Origin of the sequence: Planotetraspora phitsanulokensis (genome assembly GCF_016863295.1) — a bacterium.
In the GTDB taxonomy this organism is placed as follows: Bacteria; Actinomycetota; Actinomycetes; order Streptosporangiales; family Streptosporangiaceae; genus Planotetraspora; species Planotetraspora phitsanulokensis.
In genome coordinates this window covers 75,143-97,444 of sequence record NZ_BOOP01000008.1, presented here as the reverse complement: position 1 = coordinate 97,444, position 22,302 = coordinate 75,143, and the positions used below count along the sequence as shown (strand labels likewise).

At 63.6% G+C, this 22,302-nt stretch carries 25 protein-coding genes and 1 pseudogene; 11 read left to right on the top strand and 15 right to left on the bottom strand.

Going from position 1 to position 22,302, the window contains the following annotated elements; genetic code table 11:
- Nucleotides 1–116: 116 nt before the first annotated feature.
- The 4 genes and pseudogenes from Pph01_RS10285 (at nucleotide 117) to Pph01_RS10275 (ending at nucleotide 3,979) form a co-directional block, all read left to right on the top strand.
- Complete coding sequence (locus Pph01_RS10285; protein ID WP_204072794.1) at nucleotides 117–473, top strand: SMI1/KNR4 family protein; 357 nt, start codon at nucleotides 117–119, stop codon at nucleotides 471–473.
- A gap of 55 nt (nucleotides 474–528) precedes the next feature.
- A pseudogene (locus Pph01_RS43670) lies at nucleotides 529–1,254 on the top strand (replication initiator).
- Complete coding sequence (locus Pph01_RS10280) at nucleotides 1,145–1,759, top strand: replication initiator (RefSeq protein ID WP_204072793.1); 615 nt, start codon at nucleotides 1,145–1,147, stop codon at nucleotides 1,757–1,759. Before Pph01_RS43670 ends, Pph01_RS10280 begins: the two are co-directional and overlap by 110 nt.
- Nucleotides 1,760–2,077: 318 nt before the next feature.
- Nucleotides 2,078–3,979, top strand: coding sequence for an AAA family ATPase (locus Pph01_RS10275; protein ID WP_204072792.1), 1,902 nt, complete (start codon nucleotides 2,078–2,080; stop codon nucleotides 3,977–3,979).
- A 636-nt stretch (nucleotides 3,980–4,615) separates the two neighbouring features.
- On the opposite strand, the gene Pph01_RS10270 is transcribed toward Pph01_RS10275, so the two are convergent.
- From Pph01_RS10270 to Pph01_RS10230, 9 genes are all read right to left on the bottom strand, one after another.
- Nucleotides 4,616–5,857, bottom strand: coding sequence for a hypothetical protein (locus Pph01_RS10270; RefSeq protein ID WP_204072791.1), 1,242 nt, complete (start codon nucleotides 5,855–5,857; stop codon nucleotides 4,616–4,618).
- Nucleotides 5,858–6,357: 500 nt separating this feature from the next.
- Nucleotides 6,358–7,731, bottom strand: a complete 1,374-nt coding sequence (locus Pph01_RS10265; RefSeq protein WP_204072790.1) for a tyrosine-type recombinase/integrase — start codon at nucleotides 7,729–7,731, stop codon at nucleotides 6,358–6,360.
- Nucleotides 7,728–7,916 carry a helix-turn-helix transcriptional regulator gene (locus tag Pph01_RS10260; protein ID WP_308441888.1) on the bottom strand — a complete coding sequence of 63 codons (189 nt, stop codon included), beginning with the start codon at nucleotides 7,914–7,916 and terminating at the stop codon, nucleotides 7,728–7,730. Before Pph01_RS10260 ends, Pph01_RS10265 begins: the two co-directional genes overlap by 4 nt.
- Nucleotides 7,916–9,301, bottom strand: a complete 1,386-nt coding sequence (locus Pph01_RS10255; protein ID WP_239116567.1) for a replication initiator — start codon at nucleotides 9,299–9,301, stop codon at nucleotides 7,916–7,918. The genes Pph01_RS10260 and Pph01_RS10255 overlap by 1 nt, the downstream gene beginning before the upstream one ends.
- Nucleotides 9,302–9,399: 98 nt before the next feature.
- Nucleotides 9,400–9,540, bottom strand: coding sequence for a hypothetical protein (locus Pph01_RS10250; RefSeq protein WP_204072788.1), 141 nt, complete (start codon nucleotides 9,538–9,540; stop codon nucleotides 9,400–9,402).
- Nucleotides 9,541–9,546: 6 nt separating this feature from the next.
- A complete protein-coding gene (locus Pph01_RS10245; protein ID WP_204072787.1) occupies nucleotides 9,547–9,708 on the bottom strand; it encodes a hypothetical protein in 162 nt (53 codons plus the stop codon).
- A 17-nt stretch (nucleotides 9,709–9,725) separates the two neighbouring features.
- A complete protein-coding gene (locus tag Pph01_RS10240) occupies nucleotides 9,726–10,436 on the bottom strand; it encodes a DUF2637 domain-containing protein (RefSeq protein WP_204072786.1) in 711 nt (236 codons plus the stop codon).
- 20 nt (nucleotides 10,437–10,456) lie between these two features.
- Nucleotides 10,457–11,809, bottom strand: coding sequence for an FtsK/SpoIIIE domain-containing protein (locus Pph01_RS10235; protein WP_204072785.1), 1,353 nt, complete (start codon nucleotides 11,807–11,809; stop codon nucleotides 10,457–10,459).
- A complete protein-coding gene (locus tag Pph01_RS10230; RefSeq protein WP_204072784.1) occupies nucleotides 11,802–12,143 on the bottom strand; it encodes an SCO3933 family regulatory protein in 342 nt (113 codons plus the stop codon). The genes Pph01_RS10235 and Pph01_RS10230 overlap by 8 nt, the downstream gene beginning before the upstream one ends.
- Nucleotides 12,144–12,266: 123 nt before the next feature.
- On the opposite strand from Pph01_RS10230, the gene Pph01_RS10225 reads away from it, so the two are divergent.
- Nucleotides 12,267–12,626 (top strand): GntR family transcriptional regulator, encoded by a 360-nt coding sequence (locus tag Pph01_RS10225; protein ID WP_204072783.1) that lies wholly within the window; start codon nucleotides 12,267–12,269, stop codon nucleotides 12,624–12,626.
- Between the two features lie 177 nt (nucleotides 12,627–12,803).
- Here Pph01_RS10225 and Pph01_RS10220 read toward each other — a convergent pair whose 3' ends face one another.
- Complete coding sequence (locus Pph01_RS10220) at nucleotides 12,804–13,022, bottom strand: hypothetical protein (protein ID WP_204072782.1); 219 nt, start codon at nucleotides 13,020–13,022, stop codon at nucleotides 12,804–12,806.
- Nucleotides 13,023–13,173: 151 nt separating this feature from the next.
- On the opposite strand from Pph01_RS10220, the gene Pph01_RS10215 reads away from it, so the two are divergent.
- The 3 genes from Pph01_RS10215 to Pph01_RS10205 all read left to right on the top strand — a co-directional run bounded on the left by Pph01_RS10215 (nucleotide 13,174) and on the right by Pph01_RS10205 (nucleotide 14,924).
- Nucleotides 13,174–13,914 carry a DUF5919 domain-containing protein gene (locus tag Pph01_RS10215; protein WP_204072781.1) on the top strand — a complete coding sequence of 247 codons (741 nt, stop codon included), beginning with the start codon at nucleotides 13,174–13,176 and terminating at the stop codon, nucleotides 13,912–13,914.
- Nucleotides 13,915–13,916: 2 nt separating this feature from the next.
- On the top strand, nucleotides 13,917–14,393 hold the full coding sequence (locus Pph01_RS10210) for an NUDIX hydrolase (RefSeq protein WP_204072780.1): 477 nt from the start codon (nucleotides 13,917–13,919) through the stop codon (nucleotides 14,391–14,393).
- A gap of 135 nt (nucleotides 14,394–14,528) precedes the next feature.
- Nucleotides 14,529–14,924, top strand: a complete 396-nt coding sequence (locus Pph01_RS10205) for a hypothetical protein (protein WP_204072779.1) — start codon at nucleotides 14,529–14,531, stop codon at nucleotides 14,922–14,924.
- A gap of 114 nt (nucleotides 14,925–15,038) precedes the next feature.
- On the opposite strand, the gene Pph01_RS10200 is transcribed toward Pph01_RS10205, so the two are convergent.
- From Pph01_RS10200 to Pph01_RS10185, 4 genes are all read right to left on the bottom strand, one after another.
- Entirely contained in the window at nucleotides 15,039–15,644 is a 606-nt protein-coding gene (locus Pph01_RS10200; RefSeq protein WP_204072778.1) for a DUF6000 family protein, read from the bottom strand.
- 22 nt (nucleotides 15,645–15,666) lie between these two features.
- On the bottom strand, nucleotides 15,667–16,230 hold the full coding sequence (locus Pph01_RS10195; RefSeq protein ID WP_275412817.1) for an HD domain-containing protein: 564 nt from the start codon (nucleotides 16,228–16,230) through the stop codon (nucleotides 15,667–15,669).
- Between the two features lie 67 nt (nucleotides 16,231–16,297).
- The gene (locus tag Pph01_RS43880; protein WP_204072777.1) at nucleotides 16,298–16,777 is read right to left on the bottom strand and encodes a GntR family transcriptional regulator; all 480 of its coding nucleotides are present in this window, start codon (nucleotides 16,775–16,777) and stop codon (nucleotides 16,298–16,300) included.
- On the bottom strand, nucleotides 16,761–17,105 hold the full coding sequence (locus Pph01_RS10185; protein ID WP_204072776.1) for a hypothetical protein: 345 nt from the start codon (nucleotides 17,103–17,105) through the stop codon (nucleotides 16,761–16,763). Before Pph01_RS10185 ends, Pph01_RS43880 begins: the two co-directional genes overlap by 17 nt.
- A gap of 157 nt (nucleotides 17,106–17,262) precedes the next feature.
- Between Pph01_RS10185 and Pph01_RS10180 the strand changes: the two genes are divergently transcribed.
- Nucleotides 17,263–17,997: a phospholipase D-like domain-containing protein gene (locus tag Pph01_RS10180; RefSeq protein ID WP_204072775.1), complete on the top strand. Its 735-nt coding sequence runs from the start codon at nucleotides 17,263–17,265 to the stop codon at nucleotides 17,995–17,997.
- Here Pph01_RS10180 and Pph01_RS10175 read toward each other — a convergent pair.
- Nucleotides 17,981–18,490, bottom strand: coding sequence for a hypothetical protein (locus Pph01_RS10175; RefSeq protein ID WP_204072774.1), 510 nt, complete (start codon nucleotides 18,488–18,490; stop codon nucleotides 17,981–17,983). The two genes, Pph01_RS10180 and Pph01_RS10175, sit on opposite strands and share 17 nt — an antisense overlap.
- Nucleotides 18,491–18,982: 492 nt before the next feature.
- Between Pph01_RS10175 and Pph01_RS10170 the strand changes: the two genes are divergently transcribed.
- Together Pph01_RS10170 and Pph01_RS10165 are read left to right on the top strand one after the other, a co-directional pair.
- A complete protein-coding gene (locus Pph01_RS10170) occupies nucleotides 18,983–20,623 on the top strand; it encodes a GTPase (protein WP_204072773.1) in 1,641 nt (546 codons plus the stop codon).
- A gap of 3 nt (nucleotides 20,624–20,626) precedes the next feature.
- The gene (locus Pph01_RS10165; RefSeq protein ID WP_204072772.1) at nucleotides 20,627–22,243 is read left to right on the top strand and encodes a GTPase; all 1,617 of its coding nucleotides are present in this window, start codon (nucleotides 20,627–20,629) and stop codon (nucleotides 22,241–22,243) included.
- Nucleotides 22,244–22,302 lie beyond the last annotated feature (59 nt).

The window sequence follows — 22,302 nt, the reverse complement described above, 5'->3', positions numbered from 1 at the left end:
ACCGGAGGCAGCCCCATGTCAGCTGTCACGGGATAGCTGCGGGATGAAAATCCGATGCGTAGCCCGAGGCCAAGGCTCAAAACTCAGTAGGCCGGAGTCCCCCGACAGGAGCAGCCATGTGGAATGTTGATCACATTCTGTCCTGCCTGGCGACCATCGCTGCAGCCGACCCAGAGCACGAAAGATTCGGCGCCAAGCGACATCGCTACGCCCTGGGGCCTATCCTCGCCGAGGCCGAGATCGACCCGTTCGAAGCGGAGCACGGGGTAACCCTGCCTGAGGCCTATAGGGAGTTCCTCACCGTCGTCGGCGATGGAGGAGCCGGCCCGCACCCCGGGATGTTCACCTTGGCGGAGTCCGAGATAAGGAACACCGCGAAAGAGGACCGACAGATCACGGGCTTCCCGAAAAATGGCAACGCATCGGCGCCATTCTTGGTGTCGACATCAGCGGCGACCCTGATGAGCAAGTGAGCGGCTTCTCGGATAACGAGGTGGCCGCGCGAATCCCGGCCCGTTCTCCAAAGACATGTACGCCGCTGCTCAGCGTGCCGCCACGCCCGATTTCACCCGTTGGCAAGAGATGGTTCGCGCAACGGGCGGCTGCGCTCAACCCATCCGGCTTGTAGGTCATCGGGTCACCTTCGATTCCAGCCTGGACGTGCTGGACGTCTATCGGACCGCTGATGAGCCCACCGGGTTTCTACTGACGGCGTGCGGCAATCGGCGCGCGTCTCGGTGCCCGGCGTGCTCGGAGGTCTATCGCGATGACACGTAGCACCTGATTCTTTCTGGGCTGCGTGGCGGTAAGGGCGTCCCTGAAGACGTGAGCGCCCATCCCCGTGTGTTCGCCACCTTCATCGGGGCTGTCCATGCTCAGCGACAGAAGGAAGACAAGGTGCTGCCGTGCCGTCCTCGCCGCGACGACCCGGTGTGCGAGCACGGCAGGCCGCAAAGGTGCAGGGCGCGCCATGAGGACGGCGACACCCAGATAGGTCAGCCGATCTGCATGAACTGCTACGACTACCGGGGCGCGGTGCTTTGGAACGCCCATGCGGGCGAGTTGTGGCGTCGCTTCACTCAGGGCACTTCCGGCCGTCCTCGCTCGCCATCTGGGGATCACTCGGGCGGAGCTGCGCCGGCGATTGCGCCTGTCGTATGCCAAGGTCGCCGAATATCCGGCTCGCGGTCAGGTCCACTTCCATGCGGTGATCCGCCTCGACGGACCGGACGGTCCTGCGGACTGTCCGGCTGACTGGGCCACGGTCCCCGTCCTCCGGGCGGCGATACAGGAAGCTGCGGGAGGGGTGGGTGTTTCCGTCCCGGACGATCAACCGTCGTTCGTAGGACGGTGGGGTACGCAGCTCGATGTGGAACCCATCTGTGTGGCGACGTCCGTAGAAGGGATCGCCGATCAGCGGGTTGCGTCCTACGTGGCGAAGTACGCGACCAAGGGGGCCGAGTCAGCGCGGACCGTTGACCGGCCGATACGCGAGATGTTCGCTGTCGCGCACCTCGACGTCACCGAACATGCGCGACGCATGATCTATGCCTGCTTCGTCCTGGCGGGCACCGCCGAATACCGGCTGATCCCGCTGCGGCAATGGGCGCACATGCTCGGTTATCGGCGCCACTTCTCGACGAAGAGTCGCTACTACTCGACCACGCTAGGGGCGCTGCGTGGGCTCCGTGCTGCGTTTCGGGCCGAGCAGTCTCGTCAGCGACGGGGCTACCTGACCTCGGAGAGCACGAGGTGCTGACGGCGGGCGAATGGCGCTACGCCGGCAGCGCCTACAGGCACGGCGAACACTTCTGGGCCGAGATCATTCGACAACGAATTTCCACCACGCGACGGATTGCCAGTCATCAGGAACAGCGGGATCACGACTGAACAAGCAGCAATCGTACGGAACGGTCTAGCCCCATCACGACAATCCGAGACAAACGAGGGCAATTATGCCTACTTATCCGGATCGTCCCAATTGAGGCACATTACCCGTTGCTTCACAGTAACGGTGAACGCGATATCATCATCGACTACACTTGATCACCCTCATGGAAACCAATGCGAGCAACATATGCGACTAACCAAGATCACCTTTAACGGGTATCGGCGTCTTGCTCAAACCTCCTGCAACGTCGATGGGCGCTTGATCGCTTTCCTCGGACCAAATGAAGCCGGAAAGAGCAGCGTCCTAAAAGGCTTGGAATGGCTGACGGAAGGGCGCGATAAACTTTCAATCCAGGATATCAGCAGAAATGAAAATGCCACGTCTGACACACATGCTGTCGTGGCCAGATATATTCTCGACGACGAGGATCGAGCCGCTCTTAGCGACATCGATTCAGACACCAGCATTGTGCCTAATGAGTTTGTTCTGGCTAAAGATCGAAGCGGCGCGCTACGGACTGGCGCATATCCGGAGCTGAAACGAAATCCGCATATCTTCAAGAAGGCGCAGGCCGCTTTACTCTCGGTCGCTGGTATCGTTACCGATGATGACGATCCAGACAGTTGGGCGAAACTACTCGCTGCATTAATTGTACTGCTGGAACAGCCGATCGAAAGTTGGAAGGAATCCGATGCTCAACAAGTTAATCAGGCCATAGCTGGACTCGAGGCTGCAACCGATACCTCGGAGGACGATGCTAATACAATATCGGACTCCATAGATACACTTAGGTCTTTGGTAAGTTACATGGAGTCCGACCACCCGAACAAGATCGCGCGCGGCCGACTACGTAAACGCTGTCCGAAATTCTATCTCTTTGATCACACTGATCGGACTATCGGCAGCACGTACGATCTCTCCAGTGAGGCTCTTCGAAGGAACGTGCCAAGCGCGCTAAGCAATCTATTATCGATTGCTGGGACCGATCTTGACGCCTTGTGGCAAGCTCTATCTACACAAAATCTCGCGCGACTCAAGACATTGCTACGAAGAGCAAATGAGCGCCTCTATAAAACCTTAACTCCAGCATGGCGCCAAGCCAAGTTGGCTGTTCGACTCGACACGGATGGAAACAAACTTCAAGTTCTCGTCGAAGAACTCGATGAAGACGGCGCCACAACTGCCATCTCCGAACGAAGTGAGGGCCTAAGGGTTTTCGTAGCTCTGCTGTGCTTCGTGCTCATCAAGGACCCAGACGTCCCGCCGATCCTCTTAATTGACGAAGCAGAAACACATCTCCATTACGATGCGCAAGCCGACCTAGTGGATGTGCTGCTGAAACAAGACAAAGTAAAACAAATATTCTATACAACACATTCACCCGGCTGCCTGCCGCCCGACCTTGGCACCGGAGTCCGCTTCGTGGCTCCAAACGGAAGAGATTCAAGCGTCCTCAGCAATTCGTTCTGGAGTAGCAACCAACCGGGATTTTCGCCATTGCTATTCGCGATGGGAGCGGGCGCAGCGGCCTTCTCTGTATGCCGACGTGCAGTATTAGCGGAAGGCCCGTCTGACATGATCCTTTTGCCATCGCTTATACGGCTGGCGACAGGCTTGCAGAGCCTTGGCTATCAGGTGGCTCCCGGTCTTTCTGGACTCCACAATCCTGAGTTCGAGATCGATGCAGTCGCATCTCGCATCGCTTTCCTGGTTGACGGCGATAAGGCAGGGCTCAACTACAAGAAGCAACTGATCAGCCTAGGCATACCTGAAGACAGGGTAGCGAACCTGCCGACCGGACAGGCAATTGAGGATCTTCTTGACCGCGAATCATATATTTCCGCTGTGGAAACTTTGCTTCGAGATGCGGGATTTCCCGATATAACAATACCCGCCGACGACCTCGATACAAATGACACGGTAGCTCACGCCGTGGCTAAATACTGCAGGTCCGCAGACCTACCCGTTCCAGGAAAGACCGCCATTGCCAGTCACCTGGTACAAGACGTCAATAGAATTAAGCTCAATACAGATGGAGAGCGTTCACTCAAAAATCTTCACGAGGAGTTTTTGCGGATTCTCGGATAGTCGTAAGAATCACGCCTCCTCAGGCAGCATCCCTCGTGTACTAAGTTACCTCTCAGTGCTCGGCGGATACGAGACAAAGGCCGCTCTGATCCGCCTGCGCTCAGGCGAGATGATCAACAGAGTGCGGTCAGATCTCACGCTCGGCCCACTCGACATGGAAGCTATCGCAAGCGAACTGCGTATAAGCCACCCATGGATCGCCGCCATAGCCTTCGGTCCCGATGACGACTGGCCGGACTGCCCGGGTGTCTCTCCGCATGCTGCGGCGCCGCAGGCACGACGTGTTGAGCTCCTGTGGTGCGACGACTCTCCTGGCGATGGGCGATCTGTGAAACACACTGCATATGCGTGATGACGGTCTACGAGCTGATGTCATACGGCGGGATCTACAGGCTCAGACGTACGACTGAGCGGCGCGACGGCCACGCGGTGTCGTATGCCGGCGGATGGCGGCGGTTTATAGAGGCCGGCTACTCGGCTGGCCTCACCCCATAACGACCGGGCCGCTAGTGGCACGGCTAGGGTCTTGCACTGTTCCCTCCCCTGCCCACCGATAGCTGCCGAACACGTAGCCCGACCGAGATGTCAATGCCCTCTGCGCCCCAGCACCGGCCGCACACGACTTAACATTGCGCATCACGGAGTGGCCTTCCCCTGCAATTTCCACAAGAAATACATGTCGGCTAGTTCAATATCTCGTTTCTCCTCTAGGTACTTCATGTAGTGGGCGGAAGGCAATAGAGCGGACGCAACCCCCGCGGGCAGTAGAAGGGGAATTCCGGCGATGGCTCCGATCATCGTCGCCGCCACACCGACACCAACGCTGAGGGCCGACTTTTTGGTAAGCACCTTCTGAGCCTTGTTGAGCTTAAGCGCTATCTCGTTAAGAGAAGGAAGGACTATATCCCGGCTGATCTCATTGGCGACTTCTGTCGGCCCACCTTCAGTCGCCGATGTAACCTTTTCTTTGATTGCCTTACGAAGTGAAGTTCGAAACTTTTCAAACGAGAGATACTCGTCGTTTCTGATCTGGATTAGATCCTTGACTGGTACTCCGTTAAGGAAAGGGAGTCCGAGTTCTAGGGCGATGGAATGCTCATCCGCTGCAGGCACCCGATATAGCGTCTCGCGATGCAGTCCCACTACGGCGGCAAGCGGCGCCTTCACAATCCTCGATGTGCGAATGTCGGCAACCATGTGCGCCGAATACAGCTTGAAGACATCCATTGCGATGGCCCGGGCAAGATCCTCCCCGACTAATCCTGCTCCTACAGCGCCGGACTGCACATGCTCCAATAGAGGATGCTCGAAAGTATAGTGTAAATGGTCATCACAACGCCTATCGATCGTGTAATGACCTGCCAGAGCTAATTCGTCTACAAGTGGGGCAGCCGCATCGACAAGATGGCTTAAACCCGACTCTCGCAGGTGCTCTTCGAAATGCTGCCTGCACGCTGGGGTCTTCTGGCGAAATATGAGATTCGCCTCGGCTCCTATATCTCGAAGATACAGCAATAGTCGAAGCTGTGACGCGAGGACCAATTTCCTGAACTGGGAATCGTAGGAGCTGTCCAACATCTGGCAAAAGCGCGTGGGGGTCAAGCCGGTGACCACGATTTTGTCGAAGTAATGCCAGGTCCGAGAGAAGAGGACATCGACTTGCTTCTTCTGGCAGTTCCACGCGTAACAGTCTAATTCGCCAGTCAGATCCATTCCTCTGCCTGCAAGAGCATACGGCCCCTCGTGGCTCACTTCTTCTGTTGTATAAGGGATGACCTCGGCAATACGCTCGAGTTCGCCAAAGGTGGCTCGCCTCTTGACTACTCTATCAATGTCCTTCTCTGACTTAATGGCCTTCTCGTCGATCCAGTTGTACAACCAAAAGCGATCATTCATGTGCCTCGATACCCACGTTTCGGTTGAGAGGATACTGTTCCCCCTGAGGCTACCTCGATCGTAGATATTAGAGGCGGCGCTACAACAAACTGATACATTTGGGCCCTCGCGTACCAAATGCCGCACCGTGTCGGGCGGCGCGGGCCGGGGCCGGCCGGAGAGCCGCATGCCCGGCCCGCTGGCCGGCCGGAGCGCCGCGAACCGCCGTAGGCGGGTCGCCTTGACCTTGTAGAGAAGGTTCTCGCCGCAAACATCTCGAACTGCCGGGCGTCGGCCTCTGCCCGGACTCACTACCAGCGGCAGCGCGACGTAAATGTCCAGGTCGCACCATCGGGCTAACTCGTTCTGGCCCGTGGTTGTGCGGATAACGGATCCCACATATGTCAGCATCGACATATTGCATTAAGGCAAGTAGTTGGGTTGGTACATGCCGCACCAGATCTAGCGAACGATGGAGGCGACTCCACTACGTTCATAAACCGTTAGCAGTCGAGAACATCATTGATCTTGTTGTTGATGGCGTCCTGCTGACCGTCCATGCACTTGGCGTAGACCCGAAGGAGGACATCCACGCTGTGCCCTGCGCGCTTGGCGACTTCAGTAGGCGAGACGCCCGCATTCAGCCATAGCGACACCGCAGCATGTCGAAGGTCGTATGGCCGGGCGGCCAAAGGCGACGCAGACTGTGCCGGCGTGAGGGCGAGCTTCCGGGCTTCCTGCCAGACATAGGAATGCGCGGAGCTGGAGTGGGTCCCGCCAGTACTTGTCCGGAACAGTCTGCCGTCCTCCGCCGTGCCGTACTCCTCGACATGGGAGCGAAGGACGTCGACGAGGGAGGGCGGGATGGGAATCTCCCGAGTCTCCTTGTCAGCACGATGCTTCAGGCTTCTCGGCTCGTGGGTCTCCCCCGTGTTCGTCCATCGCTTGGTGCTTTGAGGACGCGCCTTCTCCAGGATGATCAATCCCCATCCCGCGCTTGGCAGCGTGCAGTTCTTCAGACGTAGGTCGCTCGCTTCCTCCGGGCGCAGGGCTGCGTAGTACATGCATGCGAAAAGGGCTTTGAGCCGTGGGCCGCGTTTGCGGCCGACCATGGATACGGCGTCCAGCAATTTCCGCGCCTGCGCAGGGTTGACGACTGTACGTGGGTCGACAGCGGTGACGGCCTTGGGAGGTGTCCACTTGATCTCATCGAGCGGGTTACTCACGAAGAGCTTCTGCTCTACTGCCTGCTCAAGGAGATGGTGGAAGACAGCTCGCTTGCGCCTGACTGTGTTCGCCCCGGCTTCTTTGCCGGCGAAGGTCTCTGCGATGGCGTCGAGGGCGATGCGGAGCAAGCGAGCTTCCCTTAGATCCGACATCGGGAGTGACGCCTTCTCCAGCCAGCGGAGCGTGACAGCCTGCCTGTTGGTGAGGTCGGCCCTCCTCCCCTCCGGTAGGAGCGCGTGGCTGCGGAGAACACCGCGTATCTCCGAATCACTTGGCCGGCTCGGCAGGTCCGCCACAAGAGCGGGAACCAGCGACAGCATGGCGTAGGCGTCTGTCTCACGAGTCCTCGCGGCCGAACTGCGCCAACGGCTCATGAGGTACGACTGCACGAACTCCAGGAAGGTAGGACCAGACGGCTTCGAGTTGTCTGCTGCGAGCATCGACAGCGGAAGACCAGTGACGACGTCGAATGCCTCCCCCAGCTTGGCCGCTTGCCGCAGGTCAGACACGAAGTTGTCGGCAAGCGCCTTGGTACGAAACGTCTTCGACTTCGCCTTGCCGCCGACCTTCCACCGGGCTTCGTACGACGGCTTCTTGCTGGAGGCGTTACGCCGTGTATCCCAGAAGCGGACGTCATAGCTGGTCGTCACGACGCCTCCCTACGTGCGTCGAGCCAAGCGTTTAGATCGCTCCGCCGTACCCTCAGCTTGTTGTTCGGATACCGGGTGCAGACGGGAGCCTTGCCGAGTTCGCGCCACCGATAGAAGGTGCGCAGAGAGACACCATTCAGTTCGGCCAGCACCTGAGGCAGCGTCAGCATGTCGTCGGTCGACATCACACACCACCCCCGTCACCTGACGACGAGACACTGCCTTTGGTCATGGAGGCCGCTAGGAGCGCGTCACCAGGCGTGAAGCCTCGTCCGGCGTAGTGCCAGTCGCTGACGACAAGGGCGGTGTCCTCGTCGAAGAGAAGTAGGCGTCCGGTCGAGACGGCCTCGGTTCGGGCATGTTCAGCGCGGTCGGCGCGGATGTCGCCGAGGGTGATGGAGAAGCGGCGACTCCGGGTGGAGAAGTGGCCCCCGAAGCCGAGCATGTGCGCCCAGTGGATGAGCCGCAGGCCGGCCAGCCCGCTGAAGGCGCCCAGGCGGAGGCATTCGGCGATGAGACAACGCGCATGGTCGCGGACAGGCAGCAGCGCCAAATCTTCGGTGGGGACGATGCGCCGGTCGAGGGTGCCGACGCATTCGGCCGCTTTGGTGGCGTACTTGGCGATGTAGCCGGCCACAGCCTGTTCCGTCAGGTCACCCCGCAGGGTGATGGGCCGGACGTCGATCTCGCGTCCCCACTGCAGAACTCGCGCTGAAGTACCAGCAGCCGCAGGGGTGGTCGCGGTGACGGCACCTGCGGCGTGCTGGACGGCTTGCGCCAGGACGTCAGCCGTGGCCCAGCCGGGAGGGTCGAGGCCGGGACCGCTGGGACCGTCGAGGCGGATGACGGCGTGGAAGTGGACGACGCCGCGGCGTTGGTATTCGGCGACTTTGGCGAACGCGACAGTGAGCTGTTCACGCATGTCGCGCAAGGTGAGGTCACCGCTTTTCGCTATGTGGCGGCGCAGAGCGTTGGTGAAGCGTTTCCACAGCAAGGGCGCGAGGGCGTTGAACAGGACGGAGCCGGTGTAGTCGTAGCAGCCGGGGCAGAGTGGTTCGCCGAGGCTTTCGGCATTCGGCTGGTGCCGCACCATACACGACGGCATGATCCCGTGCGGGCACACCTGGGCGTCCCGGCGGGGGTGACAGGGCAGCATCTTGCCGTTTCGCTCCCTGCGGGTGTGGACAGCGCCGAAGGGCGGCGCGGTAAGGGTGACGAACAGGCACGGATGTGCCGTCACCGACTCCGGGACGCCTTTGCCACCGACGAGGCCGGCACGGATGAGGTGGTAGGTGTCGGCGCGGTAGACCTCTGCGCACGACGGGCAGCGCGAGGCGCGCCGGGTCTTGCAGGGGACGCGTAGGACGCCGTCCGGTTCGAGGCGGGTGCTATAGCGGTGGAGCAGGGTGCCGGTGGCGGTGTCCCAGTGTTCGACTTTGCCGCGGAGGTGGATCGGCTGTCGGCAGCCGCCTGAGCGCCGGATCTGGGATGCCCAGCGAGTGTAGTGGGGGTCTTTCAGGCGGCTGATGGCGCCGTGGATTGCGTGCGCGTTAGTGGTGGATGCGGGCAAGATGGTGTCCTCCTTTCACTCGTTGCGGGTGGAGGGATGGCCCTCGACCTGGCGTGTGTCTTGGCGGATGTGCGGCCAGGCCGGGGGCGCTCACGGGGTCAGCACAGGCCGAGCCCGTTGCAGTGGCGGCAGGTCTCGCCGTAGGAGTCCAGGCCGGTCCCGCCGCAGTGGCAGCACTGCCACCGCAGAGGTGCGGCCGACTCGGTTTCCGGGTTAGGGGACTGCTCGGTGTCGTCCACGGTGATTCACCTCCTTTCGCGTGGTGTGGTGGTGACGAAGACCCGCGAGCGGTGCTTCTTGGCGCGGTCGGGGTAGGTGCGGGAGACGCCCGAGACGGTGAAGGTCTGGCGCAACCGGAACAGTGCGTCGATGATTTCGGCCGGGGTGCCGTCGAGGCGGATTCTCACGGTCAGGGCTCCTTTCGTCAGGTGGGCTCCGAGGCGGCGGCGCGTACGGTGTGAAGCAGGTCGGAGGCGAGTTGGTTGGACACACCCAGACGCGAGCGGAGCAAGTCGCGGGTGATGGGTTTCCCGTGCTTGGCGTGGTGGTCGTCGGCGACGCGGCGGGCGTAGTCGACCAGCGTCGAGGACGGTCCCATCGGTTCCGTCCTGCCGTCCTGAGCCGTCAGGACGGCGACGGGCACAGAGGACGGCGCGCCTACCGATGAGGACGAGCTGGGGACGAATGCGGACGGCTGCGCAGTGACCGGGGACGATGCCGGGACGGCTACGGCCGCGGGTGGTTCGAGGCGGGGCGCGGTTGCGCGGCGTTCAAGCATGGAGACCGCGATGAGGAAGGCGCCAGCGGGGACGGCGGCGGTGAGGCGTCCCCAGATGGTGGGTTCAGCTTGCTGGAGGTTGGCGGCCAGGGACAGGACGATCCCTGCGATCAGGACGAGGGTCGGCCAGGACGTAAGGCCGGTCCGCCTTCGTCCGGTCTTCTTGTCACGTTGCCGTTCGCGGGCGGCCATGACGCAGGTGAGGTCGACGCACACGGCGACCGCCCAGGACATCCAGCCGGTTTGCCCGTGATCGGTGGCGGTGTCGCGGATGTGGGTGAACGATCCAGCCCCCGCGATAGCGGCCAGGATGAGGACCGGCCCGGTGTCGAGCAGCCATGAGGCGAGGCGTCGCATCGTTCCCTCCCTTCTGTCGGTCAGGCGGTGAGGAGTTCGGACAGGTCGGTCTCGGTCACCTCGGAGGACCGTCCGGGACGGGTGATCTCGTCCCAGGACGGATTACAGTCCGCGTAGGTGGTGGCGGCGTGTTCGGCGGCCTGCTCGGAGACATAGAAGGACCGGCCGCGGTACCACTGGCCGTCCTGACTCGCGACGATCGCGACGCCAGGGGTTTCGGCCGGGATGGCCCGGGCGGAGGCCAGGGCGTCGGGATCGAGGTCGCCGAGGGTCATGGTCGCGGTTTCGGGGTCGTTGACCCGGTGGCAGATCCGTCCCGAGCACTGGGCGCGGAGTGCGGTGACGCCGGGTCCGAGGTCGGAGCCGATCCGTTGGCCGGAGCAGAACAGGTAGATGCCGAACGCCCGCCCAAGCTGCGCCACCCGCAACAACGCAGTCGAGGTTTTAGCGATCTCGTCCTTCTCGGACTTGTCAGCCATCAGGTACAGCTCGGCCAGCTCGTCGACCAGCACCACTACCGGGACCGGGCGGACCGCGTCGGGGAGTTGCCAGATGTTGCGTGCGCCCGCTGCACGGCACAGGCCCATCCGGGCGACCATCAGCGCGACCAGGTCATCCAGCAGGCCGACCGATTCGGCGCGGGTGGTGGCTAGTGCGGACAGGCGCGGAGCGTAGGGGGTGAACTCGACTCCGCCTTTGAGGTCGAACCCGACCAGCGCCACTGGCTGCGGAGCCAGGCCGACGATTAGCGCGTTGGCCAAGTTGGACTTGCCGGATTGGGTGGCGCCGGCGTTGAGCCAGTGCGGGATCGTGCGGAAGTCGATGGTCCACGGGCCGCCGGTCTCCAGTTTGCCGATGGTGACGTTGAGCAGTTCGCCCGAGGACGGGATGTGGTCGAGGCGGATGAGGGGGTCACGCATGGTCGCGGCCAGGACGATGCGGCCGGGACGGGGTGAGGAGACACGGACGGCGTGGACGCCCCAGGAGTGCGCGAGTCGTTCGGCGACGTTGGCGTAGTCGGCGGGGATCTGCCCTTCCAGGGTGTGGAGGGTGACGCGCCAGCCGTGCCGGGTCGGGCGTGGCAGCCACATGAAGGGTTTGGTGTCGACGACAACCCGTTGGAAGCGCCGCCGAACCTTCACGAGGCCGGTCGAGGCGATCAGGCGGGGAACGGTGGTGAACCAGAAGCGTTGCCGCTTCTTGGTCAGGCCGCAGCCGAGGGCGACGGTGCGCCAGGTGGAGCGGATGGTGATGGCCATCAGCGGGAAGCCGATGACCAGCCAGAACGACGGGTAGTGGTAGCGACGCCAGGCCCAGAGCCCGGCCGCCAGGGCGGCCAGGGCTCCGAGAGTCGTCCACAGGGTGTCAGGCAAGGGCGTTCATCCCCGCGGGGACGATCGAGGCGGCCCGGTAGCTGATCCCCCACCGGGTGTCGCCGCCGCGGGAGATCTCCCAGGCGTAGCCGACGAGGCTGACCGGGGTGACGTCCTGGCCGGCGGCGACCTGGGGTTCGCCCGAGGTGCCGACCTTGACGAGTTCGATCCGGCCGAGCTCGTCTTCGACGGACAGGACGATCTCGTAGACGGTCTGGCCGTTCTTGTCGGTCTTGATCTCGCCGGTGTCCTGATTGAGGATCCGCGGCCGGGGTGCGCGGACGCAGACGAACTGCAGCTTGGTGACGTCGACCGGGATCGGGATGGTGCGCATGTGGTGACCTCCTTAAGCTCGCGACCAACATAGTTGACCTAGTTGGCCTGGTTGTCAATGGCCTTGGTTGGCTTGGTTGCTTGTCCGTGGTGAGATAGGGGCGCCAGCAGCGGAAGAGGGTGCATGGTCAAGAAGTCGGGACGGCCCGCCTATCTCCAGATCGCCGACGATCTGCGCGAGCAGGTCCGCGGCGGATCTCTCGCGCCCGGGGCGCCGTTGCCGTCGACCGCGCAGCTTGCCGAGCAGTACGACGCATCGCTGAGCGTGGTGAAGATGGCGGTCGGGATCCTCCGGAACGAAGGCCTGCTCATCGGCCAGCAAGGCAAGGGCGTCTTCGTCCGGGACGAAGAGTCCAGCGAGTCGGGGCAGGGGACGGCGGTGGATCTGGTCAACGAGGTCATCGAACTGCGCACCGCCGTACGGGACTTGTCGGAACGGCTCGCCCAGGTCGAGTCGACGCTTTCGGAGCGATCCGACCGGTAGGCCCGCCCCCCCGGATGTGCAACCCGGTGACGTGCCGGGCGAGCCGGGCCGACTGACCGTCCGGGGCGGATGTGAGGCTCATCGCCTTGTCCTCGCGCTTGATGCCGACGAGGACCGCGATGTAGCCGACGAGCACGCCGCCGGCCAACACAAGGGCGATGATCAAAGGAAGCGTGCTCATGCCCAGCTCACTCCCCTCGCGGCTGCGGTGTGGGGGTCACGCGGAGGGCGCCGGGTCGCGCCGCGCCGGCGCTGGGCCCGCAGCCGGGCGGCCTGACGGCGGGCCCAGCGGTCACGGGCGAGGCATTTGCGGCAGTGAGTCTGCCCGTCGTCGAGGAGAGCGCCGCACTCGCAATCGGGGGTCTCATCGGGCGGGGTAACGGTCGTGTCTGTCATGATCACCTGTCCTTTCGTCGCAGTCGGTGTGGGGTGTGACACCGAGAGTGCGGCCAGAGGGCAGGACGAGATCACTACAGGACGGGACATGTTCAAGACGTCCCGTCTAGGATGGCCACGTCCCTGGACGTCCCCGAACGTGGCAGGTGAGATGGCCAACGAGCGACTGCGCGCGGTTCTGCTGGAGCGCGGAGTGAGCATCGCGGAGCTGGCGGATGCGATCCAGGTGGACCCCAAGACGGTCGAGCGGTGGATCACCAAAGGCCGTGCACCGTACCGAAAGCACAGGTACGCCGTCGCCGCCCACCTGGGGACGGACGAGAGTTATCTGTGGCCGGAGGCGTTGACGCGGGAGCAGGTCGCGTCCGCATCCGAGAGCGAGATCGTCACCGTCTACCCGCACCGCTGGGCCGTCCCGAGGGACGCATGGGGACGTCTGTTCGCTCAGGCCGACGAGGAGATCGGGATTCTCGTCTACAGCGGCCTGTTCCTTGCCGACGACGCGGGCATCGTGCGGATGCTCGGCGAGAAAGCTGACGCAGGGGTTCGGGTACGGATCCTGCTCGGCGACCCGGACAGTTCCGAGGTGGCCCAGCGCGGCGCGGACGAGGGCATTGACGACGGCATGGCCGCCAAGATCCGTAACGTCCTCGTCCTCTACAAGCCCATCCGGGGACGCGAGAACGTCGAGGTCCGGCTCCACCGGACTGTGCTGTACAACTCGATCTACCGCGGGGACGATCAGGTTCTGGTCAACACCCACGTGTACGGCACGCCCGCCGGCAACGCGCCCGTGTTGCATTTGCGGAGAGTTGTGGGTGGCGACATGGTCACCACCTACGTCGACAGCTTCGAAAAGGTGTGGGAGCAGGCCACAGCGGTAGAGTTGTGATCATGGCACGCCGGATCGACTTCTACGACGACCCCAAAGCCCCCGTTCCGAACAGCCTGGTTCCGTCCGTCAACGTCGTAGTCACCAACGACGCCGGGGACCTGCTGATGATCCGCCGCAGCGACAACGACAACTGGGCCGTCCCCGGCGGCGCGATCGACCTCGGCGAGTCCCTCCCCGCGGCAGCCGTCCGCGAGACCCTCGAAGAGACCGGAATCCTCTGCGAGATCACCGGAATCGTCGGCACCTACACCGACCCCAAGCACGTGATCCTCTACACGAGCAACGGCGAAGCCCGGCAGGAGTTCTCCATCGCGCTCACCGCCCGAGCGCTAAGCGGTGAGCCCACCCCGAGCAGCGAGTCGGCCGAGGTGCGATGGGTGCCCCGCGGCCAAGCCGAGGCCATGTCGATGGACCGGTCAATGGCCTTGAGGATCGGTCACTACCTCACCGGCACGGTTGTGCCGTACATCGGTTAAGCACTTGCAGAGCACGAAGGCGACCCAATGACCTTGCTTGTGCACCTCACCGCAGCCAAGAACATCCGCTCCGTGCGACGCGTTGGGATTCGCGCGGAAAGTCACGGGCGTGGCGGGGGGACAGGCGTTTACTGCGTGCCGGTGTTGCCCTCCTACCAGATGACCTACCAGTGGGGACGTGAGCTGCGGCGCGGCGGTCAGCGCACCTTCGTCGCCGTGCACTTCCGCATCCCGGACGACGAGATGGTGTGGGTCGGGCACTACAACTCCGCTCCGGTTCGACTTGCCAGCGCAGAGGCCGCCGCTCTCGTGGCGGAGCAGGCCGATGCCCGCGGATACGAGTTGTTCGTCCCCCGGCCTATCCAGATCAGGGAGATCCACCGGGTTCGGCGAGTAAACCAGGTGACCGGATGGCGCTACATGCCCAACGCACACGGCAAACCGCCCTGCGGATGCCCGGTGTGCGTTCCTCCGGGACAGTACGGCGGTGCCAAGATCCGCAAAGCCTACGAGGACTCATTCAACAGCTAAGCCTTCATTGAAGGCCTGGTTGGTCGCAGCGACTGTGACGATGTCACGGGAGCCGGCTGTGGGTCGGCTACCGCCTTCGTCCGGAGACTCCCCGTCATGCATGGTGACGGGTGATCACACGCTGATGGTCTCCGCGAAGGCGCACAGCCGGTCCATCTCTTCCTTCAGTTCGGCCGGATCCCGATCGCGCATTGCAGATCTGGCCCATAGGCCCTCCGGCGCGAGGAAATGGGACGCATGTTCGGTGCTCAGCCGCTCGTCCAGGTGGAGCAGCGCGCCCATCGCCCAATGCTGGTCGTAGTAGTAGTCCGGGTCGGGCAGGTAGCGATCCAGGTAAGCGACGAGAGCGGCGGTGGCGAACTCGTCGGCAAAGCGGGCGAACGCGAAGCAGTACCCCTGGCCTGAGTACACAAGTTCGCTGTTCAGCAGCATCTCGGCCAGACGGTCGCGGAATTGGGTGCGACGACCGATGCCGATCAGCCACGCGGCCGTGAGCCGGGAGCGCCACTCGCTGTCGAGGAGCAGCGCGAGCTCCTCGTCGCTGATCTGCCGAGCGGCGGTGGCCAAGTCCCGTCCGAACTGGGAGCGCTCTTGTCCCGGTAGTTCCAGAAAGTTGCCGTGAAGCAAGTTCAGGTACCGTCGCGAAGCCCCTTCACCCGGTACGACGTAGTGTTCGACGGCCGCCACCATTTCGGGGTCATTGGGCGTGGGGAATCGCATCCCCTCATCATGCCAACCTCGATCATTTGGACATATCCCCAACTGAGGCGAGCGTGCTTTCGACTGCCCGCACTGCCGCCAGGATGCATGGGGTCGAGGCGGTGATTGAGCGGCTGACGAGGTGTTCAGGGCCGTAGCGGGAATGGATCTCAGCCAATCGCTCCGTGACCTGGAGATGCGTCCCATCCGGGCCGGTAGTCATGTCGCAGTAGGTCAGCGCCTCCACGAGTTCGGGGCGTTCCTCGTCGAACTCAGCAGTGAGCGCGTCGTACAGGTGGCGCTCGGCGGCCTCGTTCACGGCGCAGGAGTGGTGGGCCACCAGGCGGCAGAGTGTGTCATCGGCATTCGCCACGTCGCGCAGGTAGCGTGCGCCGTCCAGGGGATGGAATCCGGTGTCGACCAGCTCGGGCGAGTACCCGACGTCATGCAGGTAGGCCGCAGCAGTGAGCTTGTCCGTCTCATCGCCGAGGATCGGAGCCAGCGCCATGGCACGGGCGGCGACTCCTTGCGTGTGTGCCCACCGCCGCGGAAGCGGCTCCGCCAGGAGTTGTTTGGCCAGGTCGTGCGCCCACTCAGCTTGCCCCACGCCATAGACAATAGGCACCCACGCCGTGAACCGACCTAGAGCACACGAAAGGACGTCCCAGGACGTCTCACTCCCGTGAGCAGACGAACCGCCGCTTGCCTGGCCTCGACATGATCAGTCCCTCCTGTTGTAACTCACCGAGCGCTTGCCGGACGGTGTTGCGGGAGGTGTCGTACAGCCAGCGCAGTTCAGCCACGCTGGGCACCGCGTCTCCGGGCGCGAGGTCGCCTCTCTCGATCTGCCGGCGGAGATCGTCCGCGATGACCTGGTACCGGTAGACGGCCGTGACCTCTTGTCCCTCAGGTTTCACGATCCGCCCCTTGGATGGTGCCGTCACGATGAGTCCGTCCTCCTCCAGAGTGCGCAGGGCACGGCGCACGGTATTGCGAGCTACCCGAAACTCCGCCGACAGGGCAGCTTCCGAAGGCAAGGAGGCCCCAGCGGCATACAGGCCTGTGAGAATGCGTTCCCGAACACGGTCGGCGATCTGCGTATAGACGCGCCACCCTGTCAGGTGTCCCCCGCGCACGTTACGAGCGGTGCGCATCAGGGATTTTGGTCAGGTCGATGCCGATTTCGCCCTGTTCTCCTTCGCGCCAGCCCTCACCTGCGGCGGCCTCGATCCGATCAGCCGCGGCCAGCAGTCGCAGACACGACACACGCTCGTCGCGCTCGTCGCCCCAGTAGAACCACAAGAACGCGAGATGGACGAAGACGCGACGCATCCGGCACCGGCTGTCCATGACCTCCAGCGCCGGCCGCCCGTACTGATCAGCGATCAGGACCGTCGTGATCTCGCGCGACCGGAGCATGTCCTGTAGGTCCGTCAGCAGATCCTGTTGATAGGCCCGCTGCTGTTCACGAATGGTGTCCACCAGGGATGCTCCTTCGGCTCGATGAGCAGGGCGTTTCTGTTGACCCGCCCGCTTGAGCCTCTGATGCGGAGCGGAACCTCTACACCACAACTTAGGGACGTCTAGGGACGTCTTGTGCTAGCGTCGCCAACAGAGCCGACGCCCCCCGGGAGGCCCCGTGAGCGAGAACCTCCGGCACGCCCTTGCAACAGCCCGACTCCAAGCCGTCGACATCGCCGCAGCCCTCGCCGTCGACCCCAAGACCGTGAACCGTTGGCTGAAAGGCCGCATCCCATACCCGCGGCATCGCTGGGCCATCGCCGACCTCCTCCAGGTCGACGAAGCAGACCTCTGGCCCGAGATCCCCCAGCACCGCCGCGCCATTTCCAAGGATGTGCAAGCTGTGTACGCCCATCGCTGGGGCGTCCCATACAACGTCTGGCGCCGACTGTTCGAGGGCGCAACCAAGGAGATCGGCATCCTCACCTACAGCGGCCTGTTCCTCGCCGAAGACACCGGGATAATCCGCCTCTTGGCCAGCCGTGCCCGTGCTGGCGTGAAGGTTCGCATCCTTCTCGGCGATTCGGACAGTCCTGAGGTGGCAGCCCGAGGCACCGAGGAGGGCATTGGCCCGGACATCATGGCGGCGCGGATCAGAAACGCGCTCGCTCTCTACCGCCCGCTCCTGGACGTCGAGGGCATCGAGATACGCCTACATCGAACCGTGCTCTACAACTCGCTCTACCGCTCAGACGACGACCTTCTCGTCAACGTCCACGCGTACGGCGCACCAGCAGCTCAAGCGCCAGTCATGCACCTACGCGCCGATGAGGAAGGTGCCGCAGGTACCTATCTAGCCAGCTTCGAACGCGTCTGGACCGGGGCTGATGGAGCGATCAGTCCCACCACATGACGACGGCCCATCTTCGTCGAGCGGCCTGATCGTAGAACTCGAGTAACGCGGTGAGGTGAAGGATCAGGTAGCCGCGAGGGTCATCGAGGCCTTGCGGGGCTTTGTCGAAGGCATTCCAAGCTGCGTGGCCTGCTGGCGGCACGAGGACGGACGCGGCGTCGGGGAGACTCCCGAGCACCGCGGCAACCCCGCCAACGGTGTCGGCGTCGAGGGCTGTGACGGGATGTTCCCAGATGGTGTTGGGATGGTCTCGGTAGGCGGGGCTGACTTCGGAGTCACCGCGGAGCGCGCGCCGCAGGGCCGCCACGGGGTGAGGGTCCATCCCTGAGAGTTCAGCGATCTGGATTAGTCCAGCAGGTGCCCAGTCAAGATCAAGGTGATCGCTGGTCGGCGCCAGCTTGAAAGAGCACAACCGGTCCAACTCGTGAACCGAGTGACGGCAGGTCATCAGCACCGCTTGCGGCACTCGGACGAGCTGCTGCGTTATCGCCACGCCAGGAGTCTGGCAGAGCCTGTTCCGTGATCGAAAGCAACTTATCTTCTCGTAATTAAAGCGGCCCGCCTACGGCGGCCCGCGTCGCGCGCAAGTCGGCCAGCCGGCCGGGCTGCGGCTCTTCGGCCGGTCCCGGCCGGCGCCGCCGTGCGCGCCGCCAGCCACGAGGCCCATGCCTACTGTAGGTGGCTTCGTCTCGAAGTGGTCGAGGCCGTGACGATCGCCGACTTCGGTCCCGGCCTCTCGGGCTGGGGCGATCGCTGCCGCAGATCGACTTCGTCGATCTTTGCCACCGGTCTGCTGGGTTCATATCTATACAAGTAGGTATAGGAGACGCGCCTCAATACTCAGCACGTTCCCAGTGGCCACGGCGACGCCCCCAGGACGACTGGCAGGGGGAGTGCGATCATGATGACGCAACGCCGCTGAACGGGGCACAATGGCGTAAATGTCCCTTTCGAGGTGCATTGACCGCACAGGGAGGAGGCAAGAGTGCCTGCGGACGCGCAGGGCGGGAACGCGAAGGTCGTCGACGTCGCCGGCCGGCTCTTGGCGATGCTCGAAGAGGTCGAGGCCGCCATCGGGCAAGAGGATGACACGGTTCGCGATGCCTCGCTGAAGCTGAGGATCGCGCGGGCACGGGAGATCATCGAAGGCCTCTTGGCCGAGCTGGTCCGGGTGCGCGGCGATGCTGCGCGGGTGGTGTGCATCGGTCGTACGAAGGCGGGGAAGTCGACGCTTCGCTTCGTGCTGACGGGCGAGGGCGCCGACGGCATCGGAAAGGGCGGGCAACGCACGACAAGTATCCCGATCACGTACCGGTGGCGGGACATTGACGTTGTCGATACGCCCGGCGTCGGCGCCTACCAGGGAGCCGTCGACGATGCGTCCGCCTTGACGGCCGCGAAAGATGCTGACCTCGTTGTGTGGGTGGCGGGGTCCGACAGCCAGCAGCCGGCGACAGTGACCCGCGTGCTGCAAGCCATCGCTCCCGGCATCCCCGTCTTCGTCCTTGTCAATCACAAGCAGATGTTCACAGCCGAGGAACTCGCCGGCGATCTGTCGCCCGCAGTGATCTTCTCCGACATCATTGGTCAAGAAGCACGGATTCGCCGTGTGCTGGCACAAGTTGATGTCAGCGACCCGACGATCGCGCACGTCAACTTGTGGCTTGCGCAGCGCGGTCTCGAGGGCGAAGACCAGCAGCTCTTGAGCCAGTCTGGCGTGCCCGCCGCAGAGGCGGCGCTAGCGGTTGCCGCGGCGGAAGCACACGCACGTCGCCCCGCAACCGCCGCTGCGGTGCTCCGCGCACGCGCTGCTGATGCAGCGGAGGCAACTCATGTCGTCGCAGCGACGCTTCGGGCCCATAAGAGGGAACTCGTCGCCGAAAGAAAAGAACTGCGCGCTGACACCGAGGCCGCTGCGGACGAATACGGGGATGAGGTCAGGCAAGCAGCTGCGAACGCGTTCGCATCGGCCACCACGCAGGTCGTGGCAGCTGCGCGCTACGCGGAGAAGGAGCCGCACCGGGGGAAGGCGCAGGAGCACATGCGGTCCGAGGCGGTCGCAGCGAGCAAGCAGGCACACGCGAGTCTCGCGCAGGCCGCAGAGGGTGCCGCCGAGAAGTGCCTGCAGCAGCTCGTCGACGGCCACGGTCTCGACCCGCCGACCCTGCAGATGCAGGTCGAGGCGCCGCAACTGCCTGAAGCGTCACTCGAGGGCGACCCACTCAACGCGCGCGCTGCCAACTGGGTAGCTCGCGGGGTGAAGGGAGCCGCTGCCGTGGCCGCCATCGCGCTTACCAACCGACGGGTCGCCTCATTGCTGATTGGCCTTGTGGACGAACGAACCGTCGACAACATCCGAAAAGACCTTGCGCCGACGGTCAAGCGTGAGCTGGCCAAACGGAAAGCCTCAGTGGACACGGCCCAGGCCGCTTACATGACCGCGCTGGCGCAGGCCCGTACCTGCGCCGAAGACGCTGTGCGCGCAAGCTGGGAGCCAATCCGCTGGAGCATTGATACAGTCCTCAACGAGAGGGCTCTGCGCATCGAGACGTACGCGATGTGGTCCGCTCAGCTCGCGCGCCTGGTCAGGGAACTTACAAGTGAAGCTGAATCACGGACGGACTGAGACATGACTGATCGCCAAATCAGCCATGCAGGCGCCGACCTGCTCGCGCTTGCCGGCATAGTCAGCGCGACACACGACGCCCGCGACCGACTTGTCGCAGTCCTCACCAACGCGGCGCACGACGAGCTCCGCGCGCTCGCCACTGATGTGCCGACCGCCGATGCGGCGGACGCGGTCACGGTCGTGTTCGTCGGTCAATACTCAGCGGGCAAGTCGTCGCTCATCAAATGCCTCACCGGTCTCGACATTGAGATCGGCGCGGACATCGCGACGACGCAAGCGACGCCATACCCGTGGCAAGGCCATCTCATCGTCGACACACCAGGAGTAAGGACTGGGGAACACGAAGCGCATGACCGGATTACCGAGGAGGCGCTGCGCGGCGCCGACGCAGTGGTTTTCGTCGCCACAGCAGAAGGATTCGATGACGTCGCCGCGGACTACTTCACACTCCTGCGGCAGCGGCTACGGACTCTCAGTCAACTGCTCTTGGTCGTCAATAAGAGCGCCGCAGAAGGGTCAGACCCGGCACAGGTTGAGGGTCACCTACGAGAAGTACTCGGTGAGGTCTTCGACCTGATACCGGTGGTGCGGACGGACGCACGTAGTTGGCTGCAGGCAGAGGACTTCCCGCAGCCAGAGCAGCGGCGGCGGATGTCACGCATACGCGAACTGGCCGACTCTCTTGACGAGACAGTTCGCGCACGCGGAGCACACCTGCGGCTTGCAACACCACTGCGAGAGCTCACCGCCTACTGCGGTGACGCGATCGACACGATGTCCGTCACAGCCGGCGGCGGCCCGCTCCTCAGCCAACTCGACGAGGTCGCTGGCGCCTTCGCTGAACAGCGGCAACAGATGAACGAATCTGTCACCCGCGCCGCGGAGGAGGCGACGGCGTTCGTGGCGTCGAAGCTCGTGGAACTGGGCCCCGACATCGACGAGGACCAGTTGAGCGCGGTCGCCGCCGAGGCGCAGAAGCAGTTCGACAGTGTCCTGGACGCCGACGCGGAGCGGACGAGCGAGAACGTGGGGAGCGCTCTGGAACGGTATGTGCCGAAGCCCAGAAGCGAAGAGCTCGCTGTCCCCGAGCAACCTTCCGCCGTTCCCGTATGGCCGGTCATCCGACAACAGATCCTGCGCGGTCTGCAGTCGATCGCCCGTGACTTCGGCGGTGCCGGCGCCCGGCCTGGCGGCGTCGGCAACACAGTCGTCAAGCAGATCTGGCACGGCGTCAATGGCAAGTTCAAGCCGTGGGGAGCGGTCAAAGCAGCCGAGGGCACCGCGAAGACAGCCCGCGCGCTCGGACCCGCCCTCGTAATCGGCGAAACAGCCTTCGGGTTCTGGCAGGAGTACCGAGGCGCACAGCGAGCTCGGCAGCAAGCCGACCGCAGTCGCGGCTGGCGTCCGAAGGCGCTGGAGATCGCTGAGGAGATGGTTGGTCCGTGGGCGGCATCAGCGCGCGCCGCTGTCACGGAGCGCTGCGACCAGCAGGACGCCGTCATCGCGCGGCAGCGACTGGGTGTGTTGGCGAAGCAAGCAGCTGGCGACCGTGACGTCGCTGACCTGATCGCTGTGCACGACAGGCTGCTGGAGTTGCTGATGCAGTTGGAGCAATGATCTTGGTGGCTTGGCCGGGCCGTGTCTGATCAGCATCGCCGGGTCCCGAAGGTCCACCT

Coding starts and splice junctions, on each gene's coding strand:
- Pph01_RS10285 (WP_204072794.1), top strand. CDS start 117: ATGTGGAATGTTGATCACATTCTGTCCTGCCTGGCGACCATCGCTGCA.
- Pph01_RS10275 (WP_204072792.1), top strand. CDS start 2,078: ATGCGACTAACCAAGATCACCTTTAACGGGTATCGGCGTCTTGCTCAA.
- Pph01_RS10260 (WP_308441888.1), bottom strand. CDS start 7,916: ATGTCGACCGACGACATGCTGACGCTGCCTCAGGTGCTGGCCGAACTG.
- Pph01_RS10240 (WP_204072786.1), bottom strand. CDS start 10,436: ATGCGACGCCTCGCCTCATGGCTGCTCGACACCGGGCCGGTCCTCATC.
- Pph01_RS10230 (WP_204072784.1), bottom strand. CDS start 12,143: ATGCGCACCATCCCGATCCCGGTCGACGTCACCAAGCTGCAGTTCGTC.
- Pph01_RS10225 (WP_204072783.1), top strand. CDS start 12,267: ATGGTCAAGAAGTCGGGACGGCCCGCCTATCTCCAGATCGCCGACGAT.
- Pph01_RS10220 (WP_204072782.1), bottom strand. CDS start 13,022: ATGACAGACACGACCGTTACCCCGCCCGATGAGACCCCCGATTGCGAG.
- Pph01_RS10215 (WP_204072781.1), top strand. CDS start 13,174: ATGGCCAACGAGCGACTGCGCGCGGTTCTGCTGGAGCGCGGAGTGAGC.
- Pph01_RS10210 (WP_204072780.1), top strand. CDS start 13,917: ATGGCACGCCGGATCGACTTCTACGACGACCCCAAAGCCCCCGTTCCG.
- Pph01_RS10200 (WP_204072778.1), bottom strand. CDS start 15,644: ATGCGATTCCCCACGCCCAATGACCCCGAAATGGTGGCGGCCGTCGAA.
- Pph01_RS43880 (WP_204072777.1), bottom strand. CDS start 16,777: ATGCGCACCGCTCGTAACGTGCGCGGGGGACACCTGACAGGGTGGCGC.
- Pph01_RS10165 (WP_204072772.1), top strand. CDS start 20,627: ATGACTGATCGCCAAATCAGCCATGCAGGCGCCGACCTGCTCGCGCTT.